The sequence below is a fragment of the Oscillospiraceae bacterium MB24-C1 genome, assembly GCA_030913685.1.
Taxonomy (GTDB): Bacteria; Bacillota; Clostridia; order Oscillospirales; family Ruminococcaceae; genus Yanshouia.
Window position 1 is genome coordinate 2,930,195 of sequence record CP133187.1, and the last position, 22,127, is coordinate 2,952,321.

Below are 22,127 nucleotides of genomic sequence, written 5' to 3' on the forward strand. Positions count from 1 at the left end.
TTACAGTACAGTTATAAAAGTTAAATGAAATTGCTAAAAAACACCTCTATTAAATGTAAAATCCCTTGAAAGCGGTCTTAAGATGCCGATTTCAAGGGATTTTTTAGTTTTGATAAATTTGGTAAATAAGCTCAATAGAAATTATAAATGATTTTTTACCGCATCCTCCAGTTGTTTCATAGCTTTTTCCAGTACAAAGCGGGGACAGGCTGCATTTAACCGCATATAGCCGTTTAAATTTTTGCCAAATGCATATCCGTCATTTAAACCAAGCTTTGCCTTTTTAATCATAAAATCATGCAGTTGCTCGTTTGTCATACCTAAATCTCGGCAATCAAGCCACATTAAATAAGTTGCATCTGGAGCATAGGTTTTTATTTGAGGTATATTTTTTTGGCAGTAATCTACCACATAATCAAAATTTGCGCTTATATATGGCAGCAGTTGTGTAAGCCATTCTTCCCCCTCGTTAAATGCAACTTCCATAGCTATAACAGAAAATGCATTGTTACGATGAATATCCATATTCATCCAAAAATTATCAAAAACTTTTTTCATATGGGTATTAGGGAATACAACAGCACTTGCTTGCAGTCCTGCAAGATTAAATGTTTTTGTACCTGAAATTGCTGTAACTACATTAGCAGCAAATTCTTTTGATAATGCAGCAGACGGGATATGCTTTTTGTTATGAAATATTAAATCTGAGTGTATTTCATCACTAATAACCAAAACATGGTATTTTAGACAAAGCTGCATCATTTTAAGTAATTCTTGTTCTGTCCATACAATTCCAAGTGGATTATGGGGGTTACAAAACATAAACATATCAACTTGTTTAAGCTTGTGTTCAAAATCCTCCCAATCTACGCCCCATTTACCATCAACTTCAATCATTTGGTTTTCTGCAACTTTGCGTCCTGCAAACTCTGCCATATCATAAAACTCACCATAAACAGGTGTTTGAATTAGCACGCTACCGCCAATAGGGGTATAAAGTTGCACCATTGCAGATAATGTTTGCACTACCCCTAAACAAAAGCTCATGCAGGAAATATCTATATCCCAATTATTACGGCGCTTTTGCCAACCCTTAATAGCTTCGAAATAACTTGCAGGCCGTGTAGTATATCCCCACAGGCCTTCTTCTGCACGCGCCTTTAAAGCATCAATAATAGGTTGTGCTGTTTTAAAATCCATGTCTGCAATCCATAGAGGAATTACGTCATTGGTGCCAAACTTTTTTTCTCTTTCGTCATACTTGGCAGATAAATTTCCAGTGCGGTCAACTATTTGATCAAAATTGTATGTCATAGTTAAGCATCCTTTCTTTAATTACAGCCTTACGGCGTTTTTAGTCTGGTAATTAAGCAAAAGTGGCACGAAAACGATAACAGTTATAACACCAAGTGCAACTGTTAGCTCTGTGACGGTATCGCCGTCAACTGCAAGCGTAGTAAAAGGCAAAACACAAGACTTTATCGCAACAGTTACAGGCGCAACCTCTGATTCTGATAAGAGTGTAACGTGGTCGATTTTCGGGTGGAAAAACAGGCATAGGCATTGATGAAGTTGCAGGTTTTCCACACCAATAACAAAGCTCCTTTTGGCTGATAATTTTCAACTTACAATTTTTAACAGCGCTATATATTACATTTTATCATAATAATGGGCGAAAAACTTATCATTTTTTTGCTATAATCTGCGGTTAATTCTAATTGCGTATAATTACTAACCACCTACCGTTGGATGGACTTCGCGTTATGGCCGTTGCCCGCAAAGGATCTTCTTTACGTTGGTAGCGCCACATCACGAAAGCTCTACGACGGTGGTATCTGACCATTGGCCAGCTGGCCGGCGCAGACCTTAGAATGCTAGAACTGCGATTCGGTAAATAGGGAATTATGCTCTGGCGCTTTGCGAACGGCTACGATACTTCACCCGTCGCAACATACGGCGACGAGTGCCTTATAAAGAGCATCGGCAACAGCGCCACCACGCCGCGCGACCTGATCAGTGACGAGGATGTCAAACTTATGCTTTATGTCCTGTCAGACAGTGTGGCAGAGCGTATGCGGGATAACGGATTTCTGGGGCGTGTCGTGTCCATATCGGTGCGTGACTGCAAACTGCGTTCCTTCACGCGGCAGTGCACGCTGGAGCATACCACCTGCCTGACGGAGGAAATCTCCAATGCGGCCCTTGCCTTATTCCAAAGACACTACCACTGGGAAGAACCCATTCGTTCTATCGGCGTCAACGTATCGGATTTTTCCCACAAGAATGAGGTCATCCAGCTGGATATGTTCTGCGACTGGCAGAAACGAGAGGAAAAGCAGAAGCTGGAGCTCACGGTGAACTGGTTACGTCGGCGGTATGGTCATAATTGTGTTCGGCGGGGAATCGTGATGGCCGACAAAGATTTTGCACACATGAATCCCAAGGATGAGAATACGATCCACCCGACGGGATATTTTAATGGAGGAGGCGGCATTTTATGAGGCGGGTTGACGTAGAAGTGTTGGCGAAATACCAGTTGGACGACAAGATCATCCCTGTTTCGGTCAAATGGGATGACGGCCGTACGTTTGAAATAGACCAGGTGCTGGACATTCGGCCGGCCGCTTCGACGAAAGTCGGCGGTACAGGAATCCGGTATCTGGTGCGGATAGGGCGCACACGCACCTACCGGTTCCTTGAGGAAAATAATTGGTTTGTGGAGGCTAAAGGCGTGCAGTAGGCGATGATCCTGGCACCCGGGAGATTATTGAGTGCAATACCTGTACTATTACAGCAATTAAAAAGTGGTCGTGCTTAGATGCACGACCACTTTTTTTATTTAAATTGATATCGAACCGCCTGAATGGCGGCGATCTGAAGAACTGCGTTGCCCGACCTTGAGCCGGCATATAAAAACTTTTTTCAAAGCCAGGGTAAGACGGCAACCGAAAACCTCACGAAACTGCAAAGCGAGATTGCCGCACTCAAAGCAAAATCCGGTAAGATCAGCGAGGAGGAATTGAAAACCCTGCAAACCAAGGCTGAGGAAGAAGCCCGCGCCAAGGCTAAAGCAGAACTGGACACGGTGATTGCCACCAGTGCTGAGGAAACCGCAAAGGCCATCAAACAGCAAAAACAGCTTGAAGAAAGATTAAAGGCGGCGCAGGATACAGCGAAAACCGAAGCCGAAAAAGCCGTTGCTGAGGAAAAGAAAAAGGTTATCGAACTGGAGCAACAGCTGAAAACGGCAGACGAAAACGCCAAGGTAGCCGCCGACAAGACAGTTGCCTAGGAACAAAAGAAGATTGCCGAATTACAAGAACGGCTTAAAAAGGCGCAGGGCAGCGGCAAAGCTGAATCCGAAAAGGTGATAGCCGCCGAGAAAAAGAAAGTTGCTGAGTTGGAAGAAAAGCTTAAAAAAGCAAAGGAACCGCCAAGACGGAAACCGAAAAGGCGATAGCCCAAGAAAAGAAAAAGCAAGCAACCCTTGAGAAAAAGCTTAAAAAGCAGAAGCGGAGGACGCCGCGGTAGCCGCTGAACTCAAAGCCGCGCAGACTTGCGCCGCCGAACTGGAAAAGAAGCTTAAACTGGCGAACACCGACACCACTGTTTTCGCTGTCCACTTTGAGGATTTGCAAACTTGCATCAACAAGCTTAACGGCTTATTAATCAAGATGGAAAAGGGCGAGGATAAGGAAACCGCCGTAAAGCTAAAGACAGCGCTGAAAACCGTGCTAACTGCCGCTACCGAAAAACTGTAAGTTATAGAACAAGCTGTCCACCGTAAATTGGTGGGCAGCTTGTTGCTCTATGACAGCTATCCGAGGTATGCAAAGCGCTCAAAATCCCAATCGTTTGGGATTTTTAGAACGGACATTTGAAGTGCCGCCAAAGGCGCCGCCTTTGGAATCCGCGAGCTTTTGAAAAAGCTCGACCAAAACTTTACCCACACTATTGGTTACACGAAGTCACGTTCTGACGACATTAGCTAATTGACCATTGAAAGTCACATTCACAAGCTGTTACAGTTAATTTTGTAAAAAACATTTTTCTGATAATCAGAAAGTGAGGGAGTTTATGGGATACAGTAACGTGAAAAAAAGAGTTAAAAAAAGCAATTATTAATTTAAAGGATTTCCGCCCAAAATGTGGTAAACTGGTAGAAAACACTATACTAGACCAAGAGACAAGAAGTGCTCTTAAAGAATTTTTACCGCCTGTAGGCAGAATAAATTAATGCAGTATTTTGAAAAGGATCCCTACAACACTGTTGTGTTGACAGACTATATCTGGGACAATCTTCCGTACGGTGATGGTTAAAACTAGCTGAAGGTAATGATCTTGATTTATATTACTCTTTTGGGAAATTAGATATTTACTATCGCGCTTCCTATGATCAAGAAATGGGATGGATTTTTGAGTGCTATGCGCAAGATACTTATGATTTTGGGTTAGACAAAGATATTAGCTATGAAGAAATTTTCACTAAAGGTTTAAAGCATATGCTTGGCAATTACAAAGGTAAAATAGCAAACAATGGGCTGGTTTTCGCAAAAGGAGCAAGTGATTACTCAGTTTGAAATTGCTATTAATTTTAAATACTGCTGCGAAGGGTGATTCTATGAAAAGAGCACTTTTTAATACTATTCGAAGGTGGCGTTGGGAATGGCTTGCTATTATCTTAGCAATATTAGTCTTTGGGTTCTGGGGTTATGGTTGTCTCCGACACACTTTTCGCTCCAGAATAACATCAGAAGAATCAAAAATAAGATTTGACAACCGTATGTCTGAGATCGAAGATATATTGAAAAACTATGGTGTGGATTTTCATGAAGTTAACCCATGGGACAATATGCGATATATGCGCAGAGTTTTATGTAAGTTTTCTAACGGTGGCATGGATATTATTCTTGAAAATGAGAATGGTACCGAAAAATACACTTTAATAATCACGATGGTACCAGGTCAAACACCGGAACAATCTCTACCAGATGCTGCATCTCTACATATGGCTTGTGAAGTACAAAATATATTAAGTGGTGGCGAATTTGCACCAGAGTTTTTGGAGGAAACGCTTGTATCACTAATGGATGATGCACGCAACCAATTTTCAGTATTTGAACCTCGCTCGGAGCCAAGATATATATATTCTGACGATAAGTATGGAATTCATCTTGATGTCCATCAGAATAAGGAAGAGACATATACTGCTTATATAAAGTTTATAACCTATAAGTTTGAGTAATATCGAGCGTTCAGATTAATATTATATGTCATGTAATATGTCATGTAATTTGCCCGCTAATGAAAATGGGCAGATTTATAATCTCCTGTACGTTGTCTAGCTTGCTGATCCGGCTCATCAGAGTTATGACCTGATCGGGCGTCATGTCGCGGGTGCCCATGTACTGATCGTAGATGGCACCAACTTGAATAAGACGGTGTGCCCTAGCGCGGCGCAGTTCGTCCGGGCTGGCCGGTGCGTCGATGTTCTCGCTACTGGTCGGTGCCCTGTGCACAACTGAGACGGTTGGCTGTATCATGGTGTCCTGAATTGCTGCTTTCTGGTGTTGTTCCGCATGGTGCTCTTTATAAAGCCGGTTCATCCGGTCTAGTATTCTTTTCGCCCATATTTATGCTCCTATCTGTTGATTATAATTTCACTCTATCATTGGTGAAAACGAGTGTCAAGGCCTTCCGCGCGACAAAAATGTCGCCGGAAAGCCTTGGGTTTTTCTACACTCAAACCACCTGTAACCCGCCTTCAGCTTTCGGTATCATAGTATTAAGAATACCTGAAGGGAGGTGGAGCGCATGGCATTATACAGCTTTCACGGCCAGATTATTGGCCGCGGTAGAAGCATCAAAATGAATCAAGACGGGTCTGTATCGGAGAAAGCCGCTAGCCGGCGCTCGGCCTCTGTTGCGGCCGCAGCCTATCGCGCCGGCACGCGTCTCGTCGATGAGCACCGGTGAGGTCTACGACTATACCCGAAAAGGAGGCGTTGTCCATACCGAGATTATGCTACCCCCGAATGCACCCGGCCGCTATCACGACCGGCAGAGGCTTTGGAACGCCGTGGAGCTGGCGGAGCATCAGAGCAACGCACAGCTTTCCCGTGAGCTGCGCATTGCCCTGCCGGGCGAATTTACCAGGGAAGAAAACATTGCCCTGGTGCGCGACTTTGTACAGAAGAATTTTGTGGCCAAGGGCATGTGTGCCGACGTGGCCTATCACATCAAAGACAAGGGCGGCAAGGATCACAACCCCCACGTACACCGATGACCAAATCCGGCGCATGGTGGAAAACCAAATCTCGAAAGGAGTATATCACCGACCGGAATGGCGACCGCATCATGGGTGCCAACGGCGAATGGAAATCGCGCAACGTGGATCTCACCGGGTGGAACGACAAGACGCTTTATTTATCCTGGCGAGCACAGTGGGCAGTTGCCTGTAACGAGTGCTACGAAGCAAAGGGGCTACCATATCGAGTTGACCACCGCAGCTATATTGAGCAGGGCATCCACCGTCAGCCGACTATGCACATGGGCAAGGAGGCTACCGCCCTGGAACGCAAAGGTGTTTCCACTGAGAAAGGAAACTATAACCGTACCGTTGCAGCGTGCAATGAAATGGCCGACCTGGGGATTGAGCCAACAGGCTTATGGGAGACGGCACAGTCCATTTTTGAACAAGCGAAGGCGCGTCAGTGGCGTTCCAGAAAGGCGAGGGTATCCGAGCCATCCTTGGTCGGCGGAGGGCAAGAGAAATCGGCCGAGGGCCGGCCTCAGCGACCGGAGGTCGCCCAGTCCGGCGGGCAACCCGGGCAAAGCGTGCGCAGCCAGGATGCCCAAAGGTGCACTGATGCACCGTTACACGGTGCTGTGCGACAGGGAGCGCCCTGCACCCCAGAAAAGGACGAAAGCCGCCCGCTTTCGTCGGAGAAGAAGCCGCCGCAGCGGCTTGAAGCACCCACAACCAATGCTGTGGGTGAGCGGAGCCATGCCCCCTATGAGGCGGCACGGCAAGCGGAGCCTGCGGCAAAATCACCCGCGCCGCATTGCGCCGACAACAACCGCAATGCCCTGCATAATACCGTCGGTACGCACAACTTCCTTGCTACGCATGGCGTACAAAACTATGCGGATATTGTCGCCGGCGTGCGTAAGGCACAGGCTGCACACGTTCAATGATGAATTCGTCCGACTCAGTCCGAAATTGACCGCTTGAAGAACGTTGACCTCTCGAAGCTTCAGCAGCTGGAAGCACGTCGCGACAAGTTAGCCGCCAAGTGGCATGAATCGCATGAGGAGCTTCGCTTGTGGGCTTCCGCAGAGCTTTACATGCGCGAGCTGCTTGGTCTACCCCATCCGGAGTAGCCGTTACCCAACTTCTCGGTGCCATCCAAGCCCGACCGTCAACAACGCGCGCCTGAGCCTACACACGAACAAAAACAAAAAGCGCCGGTGAAATCTCACCGGCGCGATGACAGAGAACGATGAATCATGGATAAAAATAATCGGCACCAAAAGCTTACACCAGCATTACGTTATAAACTTGCCTTATTGGTTGTAGGACAACATGAACGTAATGAAAAGCACATTAAAGGATACAGTAATAAGCGTCTGCCTAACATTTTTCGCAACACATTACTTGATTTAGTATTGGTTACCTGAATGCAGAAAATTTTATTTCACTTTCTATTTGGAGCCTTTGCTAACCTGGTTTTATTTTGAATGCGGCTACGCTGCCGAGATTGTGACATATCTCGAAAAAATCACGGAATCGAATGATTCTGTTTTGTGTTTAACGGATGAAGAACGTGACGGAGCAGAGGCGTTGTTCAATTGGACTTTCTTAGCATAAGCAAAGGAGTTCGGGTGAAATAATTTCTCCGCTATAAAACTTGCCGTTGTATTCAATAATTGTCGCAAAAGCAATATGGCACGTTACCTTATCACCATTTAAAGGAACAATATTTATGTCGTGAACAAGTTGCAATTCTGAAATTTCAATAGTGCATTTAAGTAGAATATGATATGCTTCCGGAAACTTCAAATTTTTAGCCACTTTTTGTTCCTCCTATATTTTCCTTAGCACATGGAAGGAGCGCAGGCAAGTCGTTTTATGCTCCTAATCATAATATAAATTTTAAAAAGAATTTTTGATAAATATTTTTCGAGGACAGAGCACATTGGCGAAAAGGAATTAAAAATGTCCCTGATTGCATAGTATGCGAACGCTGATGGTATTTCCGATGAACCCACACAAAGAAAGACGGCAGGACAACCTCTCGGTTAACCTGCCGTCTTGTTTATGCCGTTAAGCTTCTTCCCATAGCCTGATAGAAGTAACCAGCTTTTAAAAGGCTTGCGCCCAAACGATGCCCCAAACGCATCAATGGACTTATCTATGCCAATAGACACCGAAAGGTGTTTAAACCAGAAAGGCTATGATGTTAACGGCATCATGGTCTTTCTTTTGTACTTTGAAAAATAAACAACGATTTGCTCTATAGTAAAACTATAAGACTATATAGAGATATCATTCCTCGGATCTCAATGAACCGAGGAATGATATTTTGGAGCTGCTAACCAGATTCGAACTGGTGACCTCGTCCTTACCAAGGACGTGCTCTACCACCTGAGCCATAGCAGCATATTGAATTTTGTTGTTGGCGTTGGTGCAACGTTGATTATTATAGCCGATAGTGTATCGGTTGTCAATATAATTTAATCATTTTCTTTTTTATTCTTTTTAATTCAAATATAGACTTATATTTTAAAAATTGCGACATGGTTCCAATGGACTTTGACAATATATGAAAAAGGTGTAATGATACAATCGCACAGTCAAAAGACTGTGCGATTGTATCAAGAGCCGTTTAAAATATTGTGTGGTACTTTAAAAATGATAAATTATGCGACGCTTGGCATTGTGGGGACGCGGTGAACACAAGCGGCTGTGTAGCGCGGTGTGGTGCGCGTGTGGCGCTTTGAACCGGTTAATGCCTTGCGTTTTTGGTTAGAAAAGGCCGCTGCAACAAGTGCAATCGTGAGACTGACGGCCGCTAATATGATAAGTGCAGTTAGCAAGCCGCTGCGCAGTATATTTTGAGTGCGCAGTTCGTTTTGCAGACATACGAATACGGCGTCCGAAAGGGAATGGCTGTATCTCCGGAGGGTGTGGTGATGATGGCGTTATCCGCCAGAAAGTGCGCCGGTGCTATAACCGGCTGCGCATCGGTATTGCGATATGTAATCTGATACGCAACAGGGAACAGGCGGGAAATTGTATTGGAAGCGAAGGCCTGAATGCGGGGCAGCCCAACTCCTATCGTCAAAGAAAGGATAGCAGCGGCAATAAGGCACAACACAGAAAACTTTTTGCTTAATCTTTTCATATTTAATCTCCTCCTGGAATTGGTAGCTTGGAACAACTGTTCTTTTTATACTATATCACGAACGCATGTTCTAATGCAAGGGGTTTTGTAAAAAAAGAGAACAAATATTCTGGAGTTATATAAATACCGACTCCACAAGGCGTGCTGAATCGGGTGGTGAATACTGCCAGCGGTCCATGTGGTCGCCCTCGAAGAAGTATTGCAGTGGCATCGGGGGATACTGGGCAGTGAAGGCGTCAACAATAATGAGCTTTACCTTCATTTTCTGTGGTATCAGACTTTTAATGTAAACGCTCGCGTGTTGTGAACAGCTGACCTGCGCGCGCGGCTCGGCCAGGCCGGCCAGATTCGGGGTCAGCTCGACAAATATACCGTAAGATTCCACCGAACGAATAATGCCCGCGACCGTTTCTCCCGCTGAAAAGCGGGCTGCATTTTCAGCCCAGGTGCCCAGTAGCTCTTTATGGGTCAAACAAATTCGGCCGGAGGGCTCAATATCGCGCACAACAACGCGAATATCCTGGCCAAGGCTGAAGCGGTCACGCGGGTGGGAGATGCGCGAAACCGAGATGGCGTCGATCGGGACCATTGACGAAATGCCACAACCGATGTCTACAAAACAGCCGAACCCTTCTAAATGGGTGGTACGTGCGCGGATGACATCACCACGACGCAGACGGGAGAGATATTGCTCACTGCAGCGTTGCTGCGCAGCACGGCGTGAGAGCATTGGTGTAACTTGCCCGCCGATTGTTTCAAATCCGACAACCGTAAAGCACACGGGCTTGTTAACGCGAGAGATCATAGCAATATCGCGTGTTTCGCCACTTTTTATGCCCAATGCGCCTTCTTCCCTCGAGATGATACCCTTGAGCCCGCCGCCAAGCTCGACGATAAGGTTGTGGGAAGAATCGCATATAATGGCGCGCCCTTCGAGAATGTCGCCGTTTTTAGACGCTTCCGAAAGCGCGAAGAGATTAGAAATGCGCAGGGTATTTTGTGTGGTTTCGATCAGATGACCTTCGGGATAAAATTCCATTTGCGGATGCCCCCTCTTTTTTGACACGGCAGGGTGTGGATATCCTGCCGATTCTATGTTTATTCTTGTGAGAGAGGGTTTAGAAGCAGCGGTTGAATTTATAACGTTTTTTAGGCGAATACACTTTTAAAATGCCGTTATTTTTAAAGGTTATTTTACGGTGCGCCACTATAAAAAATATTTGCCAGTGCAGCCTGATATCTGTTATAATAACAAATTGAAGTAGTGTAAGGAGGGGAAACCGATGGATGTACGGGTAGGAGATACCCTGTTGATGAAAAAGCCGCACTCTGCGGGTCAAAAGAATTTTTGGTGCTGCGTTCAGGTGCTGACTTTCGCATCCGCTGCAAGGGCTGCGGTCGAGAGGTCATGGTGCCCCGCCCAAAGGTTGAGCGCCACATTAAACAGATTATTCATCCCGAGCCCCCCATAGAAGGATAAACGGAGGAACATTATGCTCGATAAGATAAAATCCGCCGAGCTGCGTTATGATGAAATCAGTCGCAAGCTTATGGACCCTACCGTCGTCAACGACAATGCGTTGTACAAGTCGTTGATGAAAGAATATAAGGCCCTGACGCCGCTCGTGGAAAAATACCGCGAATATCAGGATGCTAAAGCCGCCAATGACGAGGCGCGCGAGCTGCTCGACGAAGCCGGGCTTGACCGTGAGCTTAAAGAAATGGCGCAGGAGCAGCTGCTCGAGAGCCAGAAGGTGCTTGACGGCTGTGGCGAGGAGCTTAAAATATTGTTACTGCCCAAGGACCCAGACGACGACAAGTCCGCTATTGTGGAAATTCGCGGCGGTGCGGGCGGCGAGGAGGCGGCGCTTTTTGCTGCGTCGCTCTACCGTATGTATTGCATGTATGCCGACTCAAAAGGCTGGAAAAGCGAGCTGATTTCTTGCAACGAGACCGAGTTACACGGCTTTAAAGAGGTGTGCTTTATGCTCCAAGGCGAAGCGGCCTATTCGCGCATGAAGTATGAAAGCGGTGTTCACCGCGTGCAGCGCGTACCAGATACCGAGGCCTCTGGGCGTATACACACCTCCACTGTCACGGTGGCCGTGTTGCCAGAGGTGGAGGATGTTGAAATCGATATTAACCCAGGCGATCTTCAGGTTGACACCTATCGTGCAAGCGGGGCGGGTGGCCAGCACGTCAACAAGACTGAATCGGCTATTCGAATTACTCACCTTCCTACCGGCATGGTTGTGGAATGTCAGGACGAACGCAGCCAGCACAAAAACCGCGAGAAAGCCATGACGGTGTTACGCTCGCGCCTTTATGAGAAGATGCAGCAGGAGCAGACCGACCAAATTGCGGCCGAACGCCGCAGTCAGGTGGGTACAGGTGACCGCTCAGAGCGCATCCGTACCTATAATTTTCCGCAGGGACGACTGACCGACCACCGCATCGGTCTGACCCTTTATAAGCTTGATTCGATCATGAACGGTGACCTAGATGATGTTTTTTCGACGTTGGATCACCTATGACCAGGACCGAAAAGCTCAAACGTGCGGCAGAAGGGCAGGCGTAGTGAAGGTGCCTATGACACAGGTGCTCGGCTGTGATGAAAACGGCGTGCAGGCGGGCAGCGGCGCTGCTGCAGGCCGGGCGGGTGGTTGCCATCCCGACCGAAACGGTATATGGTCTTGCTGCCAATGCACTGGATGAAACCGCAGTAAAAATATTCTCGGTCAAAGGTCGCCCACAGGATAACCCTTTGATTGTGCATATCAGCGACCTGGATATGTGGCCATCTCTGGTCGCCAATTTACTTCCAAACGTGCGCTAGCGCTGGCGGAAGCCTTTTGGCCGGGACCGTTGACCATTATTTTGCCTAAAGCGATTTAGTGCCCGTTACCACAACGGCGGGCATGGACTCGGTGGCGGTTCGCATGCCTTCACACCCGGCTGCCCGTGCCGTGATCAAGGCCGCGGGGTTGCCGCTGGCAGCACCCTCGGCCAATCTCTCGGGGTCGCCATCGCCGACGACAGCGCAGCATTGTTTAAAGGATTTGAACGGAAAAATTCCACTTGTTTTAGATGGTGGTGCCTGCGATGTCGGCATTGAATCGACGGTGGTTTCGCTGGTGGACAAGCCTGTTCTGCTGCGCCCAGGTGCTATTACGGTCGAGATGTTGTCTAAAGTACTTGGCGAGACCGTCGCCATTTCCGAGGCGGTCAGCAGGCCGCTCAAGACGGGGGAGCGCTCCGACTTCACCGGGTATGAAATACCGGCATTACGCGCCGCGGGCGCGCGTTGTTTTAGTTGAGTCGGATCTGGAATCCTACATTAAGCTGCTCAACAACGCCGCCGAGCCTAAAACCTACGGGTTGGTGTTTGAGGGTGAGCAGTCGCTGGTACTAAAGCCCTGCATCACCTACGGCCGGGCGCATGATGCGGCCAGCCAGAACCGGGAGTTATTTGCGTCGCTGCGGCAGCTCGATGAGTGTGGTGCAAAACTTGTTTATGCCCGGTGCCCTGACCGAGATGGTGCATCTCTCGGGGTTTATAACCGCATGCTGCGCGCTGCGGCTTTTGAGGTGATTAAGCTATGAGAAAAATTTGCGTGATTGGGGCCTGGACCGGGCAGGGTAGACTGGCAAGCCGGTAAACCGAGCGTTTCTAAGATTATTCGTTCGCAAGGTATCGCTACAGTTATCGGAGATCTGCGGACGCAGTTTCACGCGAGGTGGTCGCTAATGAAAAAAAAAAAAAAAAAAAAAAAAAGGGCTGCCTGGCTGACATGGCCTTGGAATTTTCAATATGGCTATTTTGAATATGGATGGGGACATTAAACCGCAAAAAGCTTGCTGAAATTGTATTTGGCGATTCTAAAAACTTGAGCGGCTACAACACGTTGATCTTTCCGTATATTCGCAGCCATTTAAAAGATAAGATTGAACAGCTTGAAGCTCAGGGTAAAACGGGTTGTGATACTTGGATGCCCCAACCCTGTTTGGAAAGCGGCATTGACGCCGACTGCGACTCGGTGATTGCGGTTATCGCCAACCCGAGGCAAGTTGCGCCTCAATCGCATCGTTGTGCGTGGATCATCTGACCGACGGAAGAGGCGCGTCGTCGCATTGCTGCGCAACATGACAACGACGCCTATTACACCACGCGCTCACAGATTGTCATTGTCAACGACAAGGACTCAGCAGGAGCTACATGTTAAAAACACTTGAGCTGGTAGGAATGCTCCAGCGCGCCATCCGCGCGAGCAGTGTGATCTCGAAGGGCAGGTGCACAACTGAAAAACCTGTCGCGCGCCTGAAAGTGCCAGGAGAGAATGCCCAGTGACGCGCGGTCGCAAAGGGCGCAAAAAAAAAAAAAAAAAAGCAGAATCAAACGCCGGGCCATAATATCATTGTTTGGGGTTGGCGCTGGTGCCTGCTGGCTAGCTGGTTGGTGCTGCAAAAATGCATTTATCCACTCAAGTATACCGATGCGGTTGAGCAATATGCGGCGGAATACGGGCTTTCTCCCGCGTCAGCTTGTATATGGTATTATCCATACTCGAGAGCCGATTTCGACCCGATGCAGTCTCACACCTATTGGTGCGCGCGGCCTAATGCAAGATCACCGAAGAGACGTTCGAATGGGCACGCTTGGCGCTGCGGTGATGACGAGGCCCTCTACGAGCATTTATTTGACCCCGAAACCAACCATCCGTTATGGCACTTATATTTTTTCGCTGTTTGCTAAAGCGAGTTCCGGCTAGCCGGAGGAAGCACTGGCGGCTTATCATGCAGGGTGGGGCAGTGTAAAAAAATGCCGCTTTCTACTGAAGAATACAGCAGTGACGGTGTCACACTTTTTTAGAATATTCCAAGTTTAAGGATACCGCACAATATGTTCCGAGAGTAAAACACGCGGCGCAGGTTTACGCCACGGAAAGTTTACGGCAAGCGTTACAGACTATTATTTTTCGACGTGGTGCGAATGCACCCGGCTTTATAAGGAGTGAGCATCATGACAGACAAGAAGAAGTCCGAGGCGCAGCTTTAAAGGAGCAGCTTTGCTATACGCCTAAAAATGCGGGCGAGCTGTTTTTGACGACAAGCGAGTGGGAAAAAGGCCGACCTGTTTTGTGCGAGGGGGTATAAAAATTCCTCGATCTTGCCAAGACGGAGCGCGAGGCAGTGGAAGTTGCGATTTCTTCTATGGCGTGCGCGAGAAGGGGTTTCGCGTATTTGATCCTCGCGTTCAATATAAAGCCGGCGACCGCGTGTTCTTATAATAACCGCGGCAAGGCGCTTGTGCTTTGCACTATCGGTACCGAACCGTTGGAAAACGGCGCAAGACGGTCGCATCATTAACGACGTGCCGCGCATTGACCTAAAGCCCCGCCCAGCGATGAAGAGACGCAGCTTGCGACAAGTTTAAGACCCACTATTATGGCGGCATCGTAAAAATAACATCAGTGGACGGCGATTCCGCTGGCTCTGCATGGCGTTACCGTACGCGCTGACGGCAGGCGAGCGGGGCATCCGGTCATCATCGGTAGAGGAAGACAGACCCGGTCTTTACCATCAACAATGACCTGCTGCCACATTTGGCCAGTGAACAGATGCAGCGCAAGCGGCGCTGACATCATCAAGCGAGAGGCGCTCAACGCCTTAGTCGGGGGCAGAAATGTTCCGCAGACGACAAAGAAAGCGAGAGGCGGGTCAAGTTGGCCATCCTCAAGCTGCTCAATGAAAAATATGGAAAACTTGGACCGAGGCGGATTTTTCTCTCTGCCGAGCTGACGATGGTACCGGCCTTTAAGGGCAATAGTGACGGGCTTGACCGCAGCTTTGTCGGTGCTTACGGCCATGACGAGACCGCGTGCTCCGCTTACACTCACCAATGGCGGCTCTTCAGATTACAAATCCTAGTCGCACGGTGGTGACGGTGTCGCGTCGCCGATGCAAAAGAAGAAACCGGCTCTGAGGGTAATTTCGGGGTTGCAGTCAAAAATTCCTTGCAGTATTTTTATTACGAAGATCCGGCAGGCAACGACCCGGACTCCGCTGGCAGAACGGTGTTTCTCAAAATCAAGCTGCTTGTCGGCGGATGTCAACGTGAAAGGTGTACGACCCGACCTTTTCCGCGGCGAGATGCACGAGAAGAATAACGCTTCTTATTGCAACTACGGGTGTGGTGATCACCAACATACCGGTTCACGCGGTAAAGCTTCCACCACTTCAACGATGCCTCGGCCGAATTCATGGGTGAGATCAGAAGCTTGGGTCGGACGGGTAGCAAAGGTTCAGTGGCAGACCGGTGAGCTTGGCAAGGTGGATGCCGGCGCAGGCGGCAACGCAGTGGCAACGTATGACTCGCGGCGCTCAATGTCGCCAGACGTTGGCGTGCCCGGTTCTTCTTCGATGCATGCGCCCTTCGAGGTCCGTCTCCCGGCAGAGATGTCTACCAGACATTCCCGCGCTTTCCGTCGAATACCACAAATAAAAGTATCGCCAAAGCCCGGCCAAGCCGCAACCTACGGCCGGGTTTAGCGCATATATACCTGGTTGGATATTTTTGAAGGAGGATGTCATTAAGAAGTGCTCCTGATACTTATGGGAAGTTTCCAAGGTAAAACGGAAAACACAGCCTTGTTTTTAAAGCCGTTTTATGCAGTCGCTGGTTGACGGTGGGGCAGAGCAGGAGTTGATCTGGCTTTATGATCAGACGATTCATCCGTGTACGGTATGCAGAACATGCCAGACAGACTGGTCGAGGTTTGGTTGCCGGTACAACGACGACACATGCAGAAAATTTCTTTTTTTTTGATAAAGTTTGCAGCTGTGACATTATTATTGTAGTTAGCGACGCCGATCTACTTCCCCCCCTCATGGTGTACTGCACGCCAATGATGAAGGCGATGCTCGATCGGATCATGTTCGGCGGAAAACGAACAAATATTATGGCGATAAAAAAGGCCCGGCGTTATGGGCGGGGAAGAAGATGGTGCTACTCGTTACCTGTGGCTATCGCCCGGAAAAGGGCGCTGATCTGTTCGAGGTCGGTATGATCCGCTATTGCAAGCACTCTCAATTAACTTATGCGGGCATGCTATGCGAACGAGATTTGGGGTATGATCATGATTTTATGGACACTGGACAAGACTGAGAACGCCCGCGAGTTTGCAAAAAGACTGCTAAATAGCTGATATACAGTGCGCTGAATAGATCACATGCGTTCGCTCGGCTCGGGACGAATACATATTTTAATATGTCACCATTTTGCCTGTATTTTTCTATAGCCTGATGGCAGTGAGGGACAGCTTATGACAGGTTGGATGGTTTTGATCACACTGCTCCTCTTTTTTCTGGCAGCGTCTGCAGTTGGATGCTATCCGGGTAGGCAGCGCACGAGCAAAAGCTTATTTAACGGCCGCCGCGGGTGTAACCATGGCACTGACGGGGGGCGATGTCGCTAATTCTGGAAAGAAAATATGGTTTTTCAGATGCGCTTGTGGTGCCTGGGCGTCACTTTGGCTGCGTGCAGTTCTGGCCATAGCGGTTTGCGCCGGATTGGGCATCCTGCTGGCTCGGCTGGCTGGCGGCAAAAACAAACGATAAGTTGTATAACAATTAGTGAAAAAATGCCAACCATTTTATAGGCTGGCATTTTTGTTATAAAATAAAAAAATCCCTCTCTCTTGCAGAAGGATCACAATTGTGGTAAAATATTTTTTTGCAAAAAAGGTAAAAAAGCCCCGAAAAGTATTGACAGCGACCTTGAAAAAGGGAATATACTAGTTATACTGTATCATAATGGGTGTATCTGCCTTTAGCATAGTTTATCTTAACACACCCTAAATAAAAAAGCAATAGAAATTTACAAATCGGCAAAACGTTTCCTTGTATTTTTTGAGCTTTTAATAATCATAGACGAATGGAGTGAGGCGAAACCTATGTTGCAAGGTGAAACCCGTCAACCTTGCAAAAACAGTTCGCATGAGACTTCGGCAAAATTAATGAAGTTCTGGACATGCCAAAACCTGATTGAGGTGCAAAAAACTCCTACCGCTGGTTCCTCGATTTGAAGGCCTTAAGGACGTGTTTAATACGACATGTCGGCCATTACCGATTATCAGGGTAATCTGGTGCTCTCGATTTTATCGATTACCGATTGGAGGACAAACCCAAGTACACCATTGAGGAGTGCAAAGAACGCGACACTACTTATGCTGCACCGCTCATCGTCACGACCAGTCCTATTAAATCGCGCCCGGAGACCGAGTGAAATTAAAGAGCAGGAGATTTTCATGGGCGACTTTCCGCTCATAGACCGAAAGTGGCACTTTTGTAATCAACGGTGCGGAGCGCGTTATTGTTTCGCAGCTTGTCCCGTTCGCCCGGCGTTTTTATTATTCCCGCACAAGAGATAAATCCGGCCGGGAATTGTTCGCCGCCACACGTTATTCCTAACCGTGGTGCATGGTTAGAGTACGAGACTGATTCTAATTTAAGCATTTTTGCCTTATGCCCGCATCTGATAAAAACCGCAAGCTGCCCCATCACCACCTTTGTCCGGGCGCTCCTGGTATTGCCACCGACGAGCAGATGATGGAGCTTTTTGGGCGAAAGCGAATTATTGACGAACAACCCTTGAAAAGGACACCATTAAAAGTGTCAACGAAGCGCTGCAAGAGGTTTATCGCAAGCTGCGACCAGGTGAACCGCCTACCGTTGAATCGGCCAAAAAGCCATATTAATTCATTGTTCTTTGACGCGCGGCGATATGATCTTTCAAGGGTTGGTCGCTACAAATACAACAAAAAATTGTCGATCTACAGCGAATCACCGACCGTGAGCTGGCCCAGGCGGTTGTCGACCCCATGACCGGCGAAATTTTGTATGAGCAGGGCGCCATTCCTGACCCGCGAGGATGCGCAGAAAATAGAGTGCGCTGGCGTGGACTGCGTTTATATCCAAAAAAGTTGGCGAAGCTGTTGTTAAAGTCATTTCCAATGGAATGGTGGATATACATGACTTTGTCGATTGCGACGCGCTAGGCATTGTCGAAAAAGAAAAGGTTCGTTTCTGTGTTCTGCGCGAGATAATCTCGAACAGAACAACGACGACGAAGCAATTGCCGCTGCCATCAAGGCGCGTGCCGACGAGCTGGTGCCAAAAGCACATCATCGTCGACGATATTTTCGCCACCGTCAACTACTTGTGTGCAACCTTTCGGTGGGCGTAGGTCTTGACGACGACATCGATCATCTCGGCAACCGCCGTATTCGCTCGGTGGGCGAACTGCTGCAAAAATCAGTTCCGTATCGGCTTCTCCCGCATGGAGCGCGTCATGTACGTGAGCGCATGGCAACCCAAAGCCAGCGGATCAGGGCGAGGTGACGGCACAATCCCTCGTATCAATATCCGCCCCGTTGTGGCTTTCCATCAAGGAGTTTTTCGGCTCTTTCGCCGCTTGTCCCAGTTCTATGGATCAGACTAACCCCTTGGCAGGAATTGACCCATAAGCGCCGTCTTTCGGCACTTGGCCCAGGCGGTCTTTTCGCGTGACCGCGCAAGTTCTTTGAGGTTCGCGACGTTCACTATAGCCACTATGGCCGCATGTGCCCAATTGGAAACGCCTGAAGGCCCGAACATCGGTCTGATCTCGTATCTTGCAACTTTTGCGCGCATTAATGAGTATGGCTTTATTGAGGCTCCTTATCGACGCGTATGCAAGGGGTACCGGCAAAATTCTTGATGAAGTCATTTACATGACCGCTGATGTCGAGGACGAGTTTGTTGTAGCACCGAGGCTAACTTGAGCCGATTGAAGATGATTGTTTTGCCCGCCCCAGAGTTGCTGCCAAGTTCGTTACCGCGACGCCATCGCTTGAGGTGGATCCGCGAATCGGTTGACTTTATGGATATTTCTCCGAAGATGGTGGTCTCAGTCGCGACTGCGATGATCCCCTTCCTCGAAAACTGACGACGCCAACCGTGCGCTGATGGGCTCGAACATGCAGCGTCAGGCCGTTCCGCTTCTTAAAACCGAGTCGCCGATTGTTGGTACCGGTAAGCGGGAGTACAAGGCAGACAGGTCGATTCCGGCGTTGTGGTCGTTTCCAAGCATAATGGTGTGGTCAAAAGTGTATCGGCCGATCTGGTCGTGCATCACCGACGATCAGGGTATTAACCACAACTATCCGGCTGACGAAATTCATGCGTAGTGCAACCAAGGCACCTTGCGTCAACCAGCGCCCCATTCTCAAAAAGGGTGAGCGCGCGTCAAGGCGTCGGCGACGTGATTGCGGACGGCCCCTGCAACTTCCAACGGTGAAATTTCGCTGGGCAAGAACATGCTTATCGGTTTTATGACGTGGGAAGGCTACAACTACGAGGACGCCGTTCTTATCAACGAGAAACTGGTTAAGGGAGGATGTTTACACCTCCATTCATATTGAAGAAATACAAAATTAGTAAGCCCGTGATACTAAGCTTGGGCCGGAAGAAATCACCCGCGACATCCCGAACGTTGGCGAAGACGTTTTAAAGAGCTTGACGATCAGCGGTATCATTCGTATTGGCGCCGAGGTTCGTGCTGGCGACATTGCTTGTCGGCAAGGTCACGCCAAGGGCGAAACCGAATTAAACGCTGAGGAGCGTCTGCTGCGCGCCATATTCGGCGAGAAGGCGCGTGAGGTTAGAGATACCTCGTTGCGCGTACCGCACGGCGAATACGGCATCATTGTCGATGTCAAAGTGTTCACGAGAGAAACTTCCGACGAGCTTTCTCCGGGTGTTAATATATGGTGGTTCGTTGCTATATCGCTCCGAAACGTAAAGATTTCTGTCGGCGATAAAGATGGCGGAGACGCCACGGCAACAAGGGCGTTGTTTCGCGCGGTTGCTGCCGCAGGAGGATATGCCTTATCTGCCCGGTGGCCAGCCGCTGGACATCGTTTTGAACCCCCTGGGCGTTCGCTTCGCGTATGAACATCAAAGGCCAGGTGCTTGAGGTTCATCTCGGACGCGCCGCCGCAGCATTGGGCTTTAAGATTATGACGCCGGTATTTGACGGCGCCAAGGAAAGTCGATATTCGCGAAGCACTTTCTCCAGGCGGGTCTTGCCGACGACGGCAAAACGGTCCTTTATGACGGACGCGCACCGGTGGAACCATTTGACAACCGTGTAACCGTGGGTTACATGTACTTCTTAAAGTTGCATCACCTTGTTGACGATAAGATTCACGCCCGTTCTACCGGCCCTTACTCGCTCGTTACCCAGCAGCCGCTGGGCGGCAAAGGCGCAGTTCGGCGGTCAGCGCTTCGGCGAGATGGAAGTTTGGGCACTCGAGGCATATGGCGCCGCTTACACACTGCAGGAAATTCTCACTGTGAAATCCGACGATGTGGTGGGCCGTGTCAAGACCTTTGAGGCGATCGTTCAAGGGCAAGAATGTTCCCAAGCCTGGTATCCCCGAATCCTTCAAGGTTTTGATCAAAGAGCTCCAGTCGCTGGCGCTTGATGTTCGCGTGCTGGATAAGGACAACAACGAAATCGACCTCAAGCAACAGTTTGATGACTGATGACAATATGGGGCTGACCCCGCTTGACACGGAGCTGTTCACCCAACAACGTGGAGGTTGACGGCGAACTGGAAGCCGGCGGCTTCGCCGTTGAGAATACCGAAGGAGAGCCCGAGCTGGTCGACGACGGCCTGTTGTCGGAATTTGATGATATCGGATTCTTTTAATGAGGAACGAATAACAACGACGACTTTTGAAGATTAATTACGGAGGGATAGCAGTTGGAATTTAATGTTTTTGAGTCCATTAAAATTGGTCTTGCTTCCCCTGATCAGATTCGCTCCTGGAGCTACGGCGAGGTCAAAAAACCCCGAGACCATCAATTACCGTACCCTAAAGCCGGAGCGCGACGGTCTGTTCTGCGAAAGAATTTTTGGACCCATGAAGGATTTAAGGAATGCTACTGCGGACGCTATAAGCGTATCGCTATAAAGAACCCAAAATCTGTGAGCGCTGTGGCGTTGAGGTAACCCGTGCCAAGGTGCGCCGTGAGCGTATGGGCCACATTGAATTGGCCGCACCGGTTTCTCACATCTGGCGTAATGGTATTTTAAGGGCACGTCGTCCCGCATGGGACTGCTGCTTAATATGTCCCCAGACTGTTGGAAAAGGTGCTGTATTTCGCGGCTTATAATCGTCATTGATCCCGGCATTACCAACTTGAAAAAATATGCGCTGCTCTCTGAAAAGGAGTATCGTGACCTGCGTGAGGCGTACTCGAGGACAGGTTTGACGCCGGTATGGGTGCCGAAGCCGTTAAAAGCTTTTTAACGGGCTTGATCTTGCTGCACTTTCAGGTCGGAACTGAAAGAAGAGCTGGAGAAGGCTGCGGGTCAAGCGCGCGAAGCTGTTAAAGCGCCTTGAAGTTGTCGAGGCGTTCCGCGCCTCGGTAACCATCCCGAGTGGATGATTCTCGACGTTGTGTCGGTAATTCCGCCCGATATCCGCCCGATGGTTCAGCTCGACGGCGGACGCTTCGCCACTAGCGATTTAAACGACCTTTATCGTCGTGTGATAAACCGCAACAACCGCTTAACGAAGCTGCTGGAACTCGGCGCGCCCGATATCATCGTTCGCAACGAGAAGCGTATGCTGCAGGAGGCTGTTGATGCCCTGATCGATAACGGTCGCCGT

The 22,127-nt window shown here is 48.7% G+C and carries 23 protein-coding genes, 1 tRNA gene and 4 pseudogenes; 19 read left to right on the plus strand and 9 right to left on the minus strand.

Annotation, left to right across the window (positions count from 1 at the left end; genetic code table 11):
- Positions 1-141 precede the first annotated feature (141 nt).
- Both RBH76_14025 and RBH76_14030 read right to left on the minus strand, forming a co-directional pair.
- Positions 142-1,314 (minus strand): MalY/PatB family protein, encoded by a 1,173-nt coding sequence (locus RBH76_14025; protein WMJ83830.1) that lies wholly within the window; start codon positions 1,312-1,314, stop codon positions 142-144.
- 21 nt (positions 1,315-1,335) lie between these two features.
- Positions 1,336-1,587: a hypothetical protein gene (locus RBH76_14030; GenBank protein WMJ83831.1), complete on the minus strand. Its 252-nt coding sequence runs from the start codon at positions 1,585-1,587 to the stop codon at positions 1,336-1,338.
- Between the two features lie 317 nt (positions 1,588-1,904).
- Between RBH76_14030 and RBH76_14035 the strand changes: the two genes are divergently transcribed.
- The 3 genes from RBH76_14035 (at position 1,905) to RBH76_14045 (ending at position 3,292) form a co-directional block, all read left to right on the plus strand.
- Positions 1,905-2,501 (plus strand): hypothetical protein, encoded by a 597-nt coding sequence (locus RBH76_14035; GenBank protein WMJ83832.1) that lies wholly within the window; start codon positions 1,905-1,907, stop codon positions 2,499-2,501.
- Positions 2,498-2,740 (plus strand): hypothetical protein, encoded by a 243-nt coding sequence (locus RBH76_14040; GenBank protein ID WMJ83833.1) that lies wholly within the window; start codon positions 2,498-2,500, stop codon positions 2,738-2,740. Before RBH76_14035 ends, RBH76_14040 begins: the two co-directional genes overlap by 4 nt.
- 147 nt (positions 2,741-2,887) lie before the next feature.
- Positions 2,888-3,292: a hypothetical protein gene (locus RBH76_14045; protein ID WMJ83834.1), complete on the plus strand. Its 405-nt coding sequence runs from the start codon at positions 2,888-2,890 to the stop codon at positions 3,290-3,292.
- Positions 3,293-3,413: 121 nt separating this feature from the next.
- Here the strand turns inward: RBH76_14045 and RBH76_14050 are convergent, their stop codons facing one another.
- Positions 3,414-3,638 carry a hypothetical protein gene (locus tag RBH76_14050; protein WMJ83835.1) on the minus strand — a complete coding sequence of 75 codons (225 nt, stop codon included), beginning with the start codon at positions 3,636-3,638 and terminating at the stop codon, positions 3,414-3,416.
- 765 nt (positions 3,639-4,403) lie between these two features.
- Between RBH76_14050 and RBH76_14055 the strand changes: the two genes are divergently transcribed.
- Both RBH76_14055 and RBH76_14060 read left to right on the plus strand, forming a co-directional pair.
- Positions 4,404-4,580, plus strand: coding sequence for a hypothetical protein (locus tag RBH76_14055; GenBank protein WMJ83836.1), 177 nt, complete (start codon positions 4,404-4,406; stop codon positions 4,578-4,580).
- 41 nt (positions 4,581-4,621) lie between these two features.
- Entirely contained in the window at positions 4,622-5,245 is a 624-nt protein-coding gene (locus tag RBH76_14060) for a hypothetical protein (GenBank protein WMJ83837.1), read from the plus strand.
- A 40-nt stretch (positions 5,246-5,285) separates the two neighbouring features.
- Here RBH76_14060 and RBH76_14065 read toward each other — a convergent pair whose 3' ends face one another.
- Positions 5,286-5,606, minus strand: coding sequence for a hypothetical protein (locus RBH76_14065; GenBank protein ID WMJ83838.1), 321 nt, complete (start codon positions 5,604-5,606; stop codon positions 5,286-5,288).
- 356 nt (positions 5,607-5,962) lie between these two features.
- Here RBH76_14065 and RBH76_14070 point away from each other — a divergent pair.
- Both RBH76_14070 and RBH76_14075 read left to right on the plus strand, forming a co-directional pair.
- Positions 5,963-7,197, plus strand: a pseudogene (locus tag RBH76_14070) (MobA/MobL family protein).
- Between the two features lie 33 nt (positions 7,198-7,230).
- On the plus strand, positions 7,231-7,383 hold the full coding sequence (locus RBH76_14075; protein ID WMJ83839.1) for a hypothetical protein: 153 nt from the start codon (positions 7,231-7,233) through the stop codon (positions 7,381-7,383).
- Between the two features lie 478 nt (positions 7,384-7,861).
- Here the strand turns inward: RBH76_14075 and RBH76_14080 are convergent, their stop codons facing one another.
- The 4 genes from RBH76_14080 to RBH76_14095 all read right to left on the minus strand — a co-directional run bounded on the left by RBH76_14080 (position 7,862) and on the right by RBH76_14095 (position 10,446).
- Entirely contained in the window at positions 7,862-8,074 is a 213-nt protein-coding gene (locus RBH76_14080; GenBank protein WMJ83840.1) for a hypothetical protein, read from the minus strand.
- A 512-nt stretch (positions 8,075-8,586) separates the two neighbouring features.
- Positions 8,587-8,662, minus strand: a tRNA-Thr gene (locus tag RBH76_14085).
- A gap of 430 nt (positions 8,663-9,092) precedes the next feature.
- Complete coding sequence (locus RBH76_14090) at positions 9,093-9,407, minus strand: hypothetical protein (GenBank protein ID WMJ83841.1); 315 nt, start codon at positions 9,405-9,407, stop codon at positions 9,093-9,095.
- Positions 9,408-9,522: 115 nt separating this feature from the next.
- Entirely contained in the window at positions 9,523-10,446 is a 924-nt protein-coding gene (locus RBH76_14095; protein ID WMJ83842.1) for a S1 RNA-binding domain-containing protein, read from the minus strand.
- Between the two features lie 244 nt (positions 10,447-10,690).
- Here RBH76_14095 and RBH76_14100 point away from each other — a divergent pair.
- The 6 genes and pseudogenes from RBH76_14100 (at position 10,691) to RBH76_14125 (ending at position 13,513) form a co-directional block, all read left to right on the plus strand.
- Positions 10,691-10,887: pseudogene (locus tag RBH76_14100) on the plus strand (DUF951 domain-containing protein).
- Positions 10,888-10,900: 13 nt separating this feature from the next.
- Complete coding sequence (gene prfA / locus RBH76_14105; protein ID WMJ83843.1) at positions 10,901-11,941, plus strand: peptide chain release factor 1; 1,041 nt, start codon at positions 10,901-10,903, stop codon at positions 11,939-11,941.
- A 77-nt stretch (positions 11,942-12,018) separates the two neighbouring features.
- On the plus strand, positions 12,019-12,243 hold the full coding sequence (locus RBH76_14110) for a Sua5/YciO/YrdC/YwlC family protein (protein ID WMJ83844.1): 225 nt from the start codon (positions 12,019-12,021) through the stop codon (positions 12,241-12,243).
- A 103-nt stretch (positions 12,244-12,346) separates the two neighbouring features.
- Positions 12,347-12,724 (plus strand): L-threonylcarbamoyladenylate synthase, encoded by a 378-nt coding sequence (locus RBH76_14115; protein WMJ83845.1) that lies wholly within the window; start codon positions 12,347-12,349, stop codon positions 12,722-12,724.
- Positions 12,678-13,010 (plus strand): Sua5 family C-terminal domain-containing protein, encoded by a 333-nt coding sequence (locus RBH76_14120; protein ID WMJ83846.1) that lies wholly within the window; start codon positions 12,678-12,680, stop codon positions 13,008-13,010. Before RBH76_14115 ends, RBH76_14120 begins: the two co-directional genes overlap by 47 nt.
- A gap of 227 nt (positions 13,011-13,237) precedes the next feature.
- A complete protein-coding gene (locus RBH76_14125) occupies positions 13,238-13,513 on the plus strand; it encodes a dephospho-CoA kinase (protein ID WMJ83847.1) in 276 nt (91 codons plus the stop codon).
- Between the two features lie 1,362 nt (positions 13,514-14,875).
- Here RBH76_14125 and RBH76_14130 read toward each other — a convergent pair.
- Complete coding sequence (locus RBH76_14130) at positions 14,876-15,304, minus strand: hypothetical protein (protein ID WMJ83848.1); 429 nt, start codon at positions 15,302-15,304, stop codon at positions 14,876-14,878.
- Positions 15,305-15,521: 217 nt separating this feature from the next.
- Between RBH76_14130 and RBH76_14135 the strand changes: the two genes are divergently transcribed.
- The 6 genes and pseudogenes from RBH76_14135 to RBH76_14160 all read left to right on the plus strand — a co-directional run bounded on the left by RBH76_14135 (position 15,522) and on the right by RBH76_14160 (position 22,127).
- Positions 15,522-15,956, plus strand: coding sequence for a hypothetical protein (locus RBH76_14135; GenBank protein ID WMJ83849.1), 435 nt, complete (start codon positions 15,522-15,524; stop codon positions 15,954-15,956).
- A 451-nt stretch (positions 15,957-16,407) separates the two neighbouring features.
- Positions 16,408-16,572, plus strand: coding sequence for a hypothetical protein (locus RBH76_14140; protein WMJ83850.1), 165 nt, complete (start codon positions 16,408-16,410; stop codon positions 16,570-16,572).
- Positions 16,573-16,853: 281 nt separating this feature from the next.
- Positions 16,854-17,024 carry a hypothetical protein gene (locus RBH76_14145; protein ID WMJ83851.1) on the plus strand — a complete coding sequence of 57 codons (171 nt, stop codon included), beginning with the start codon at positions 16,854-16,856 and terminating at the stop codon, positions 17,022-17,024.
- A gap of 439 nt (positions 17,025-17,463) precedes the next feature.
- Positions 17,464-20,978, plus strand: a pseudogene (rpoB, locus tag RBH76_14150) (DNA-directed RNA polymerase subunit beta).
- A gap of 38 nt (positions 20,979-21,016) precedes the next feature.
- The gene (locus RBH76_14155; GenBank protein ID WMJ83852.1) at positions 21,017-21,160 is read left to right on the plus strand and encodes a hypothetical protein; all 144 of its coding nucleotides are present in this window, start codon (positions 21,017-21,019) and stop codon (positions 21,158-21,160) included.
- 54 nt (positions 21,161-21,214) lie between these two features.
- Positions 21,215-22,127 (plus strand): annotated as a pseudogene (locus RBH76_14160) (DNA-directed RNA polymerase subunit beta').

What these genes read in the sequence shown, in the direction of transcription:
- RBH76_14040 (WMJ83833.1), top strand. Translation starts at nt 2,498, where the DNA reads ATGAGGCGGGTTGACGTAGAAGTGTTGGCGAAATACCAGTTGGACGAC.
- prfA (WMJ83843.1), top strand. Translation starts at nt 10,901, where the DNA reads ATGCTCGATAAGATAAAATCCGCCGAGCTGCGTTATGATGAAATCAGT.
- RBH76_14110 (WMJ83844.1), top strand. Translation starts at nt 12,019, where the DNA reads ATGAAAACGGCGTGCAGGCGGGCAGCGGCGCTGCTGCAGGCCGGGCGG.
- RBH76_14120 (WMJ83846.1), top strand. Translation starts at nt 12,678, where the DNA reads ATGAAATACCGGCATTACGCGCCGCGGGCGCGCGTTGTTTTAGTTGAG.
- RBH76_14060 (WMJ83837.1), top strand. Translation starts at nt 4,622, where the DNA reads ATGAAAAGAGCACTTTTTAATACTATTCGAAGGTGGCGTTGGGAATGG.
- RBH76_14090 (WMJ83841.1), bottom strand. Translation starts at nt 9,407, where the DNA reads ATGAAAAGATTAAGCAAAAAGTTTTCTGTGTTGTGCCTTATTGCCGCT.
- RBH76_14035 (WMJ83832.1), top strand. Translation starts at nt 1,905, where the DNA reads ATGCTCTGGCGCTTTGCGAACGGCTACGATACTTCACCCGTCGCAACA.
- RBH76_14125 (WMJ83847.1), top strand. Translation starts at nt 13,238, where the DNA reads ATGGGGACATTAAACCGCAAAAAGCTTGCTGAAATTGTATTTGGCGAT.
- RBH76_14140 (WMJ83850.1), top strand. Translation starts at nt 16,408, where the DNA reads ATGGTGCTACTCGTTACCTGTGGCTATCGCCCGGAAAAGGGCGCTGAT.
- RBH76_14145 (WMJ83851.1), top strand. Translation starts at nt 16,854, where the DNA reads ATGGCACTGACGGGGGGCGATGTCGCTAATTCTGGAAAGAAAATATGG.
- RBH76_14095 (WMJ83842.1), bottom strand. Translation starts at nt 10,446, where the DNA reads ATGGAATTTTATCCCGAAGGTCATCTGATCGAAACCACACAAAATACC.
- RBH76_14065 (WMJ83838.1), bottom strand. Translation starts at nt 5,606, where the DNA reads ATGAACCGGCTTTATAAAGAGCACCATGCGGAACAACACCAGAAAGCA.
- RBH76_14025 (WMJ83830.1), bottom strand. Translation starts at nt 1,314, where the DNA reads ATGACATACAATTTTGATCAAATAGTTGACCGCACTGGAAATTTATCT.
- RBH76_14115 (WMJ83845.1), top strand. Translation starts at nt 12,347, where the DNA reads ATGCCTTCACACCCGGCTGCCCGTGCCGTGATCAAGGCCGCGGGGTTG.
- RBH76_14055 (WMJ83836.1), top strand. Translation starts at nt 4,404, where the DNA reads ATGGGATGGATTTTTGAGTGCTATGCGCAAGATACTTATGATTTTGGG.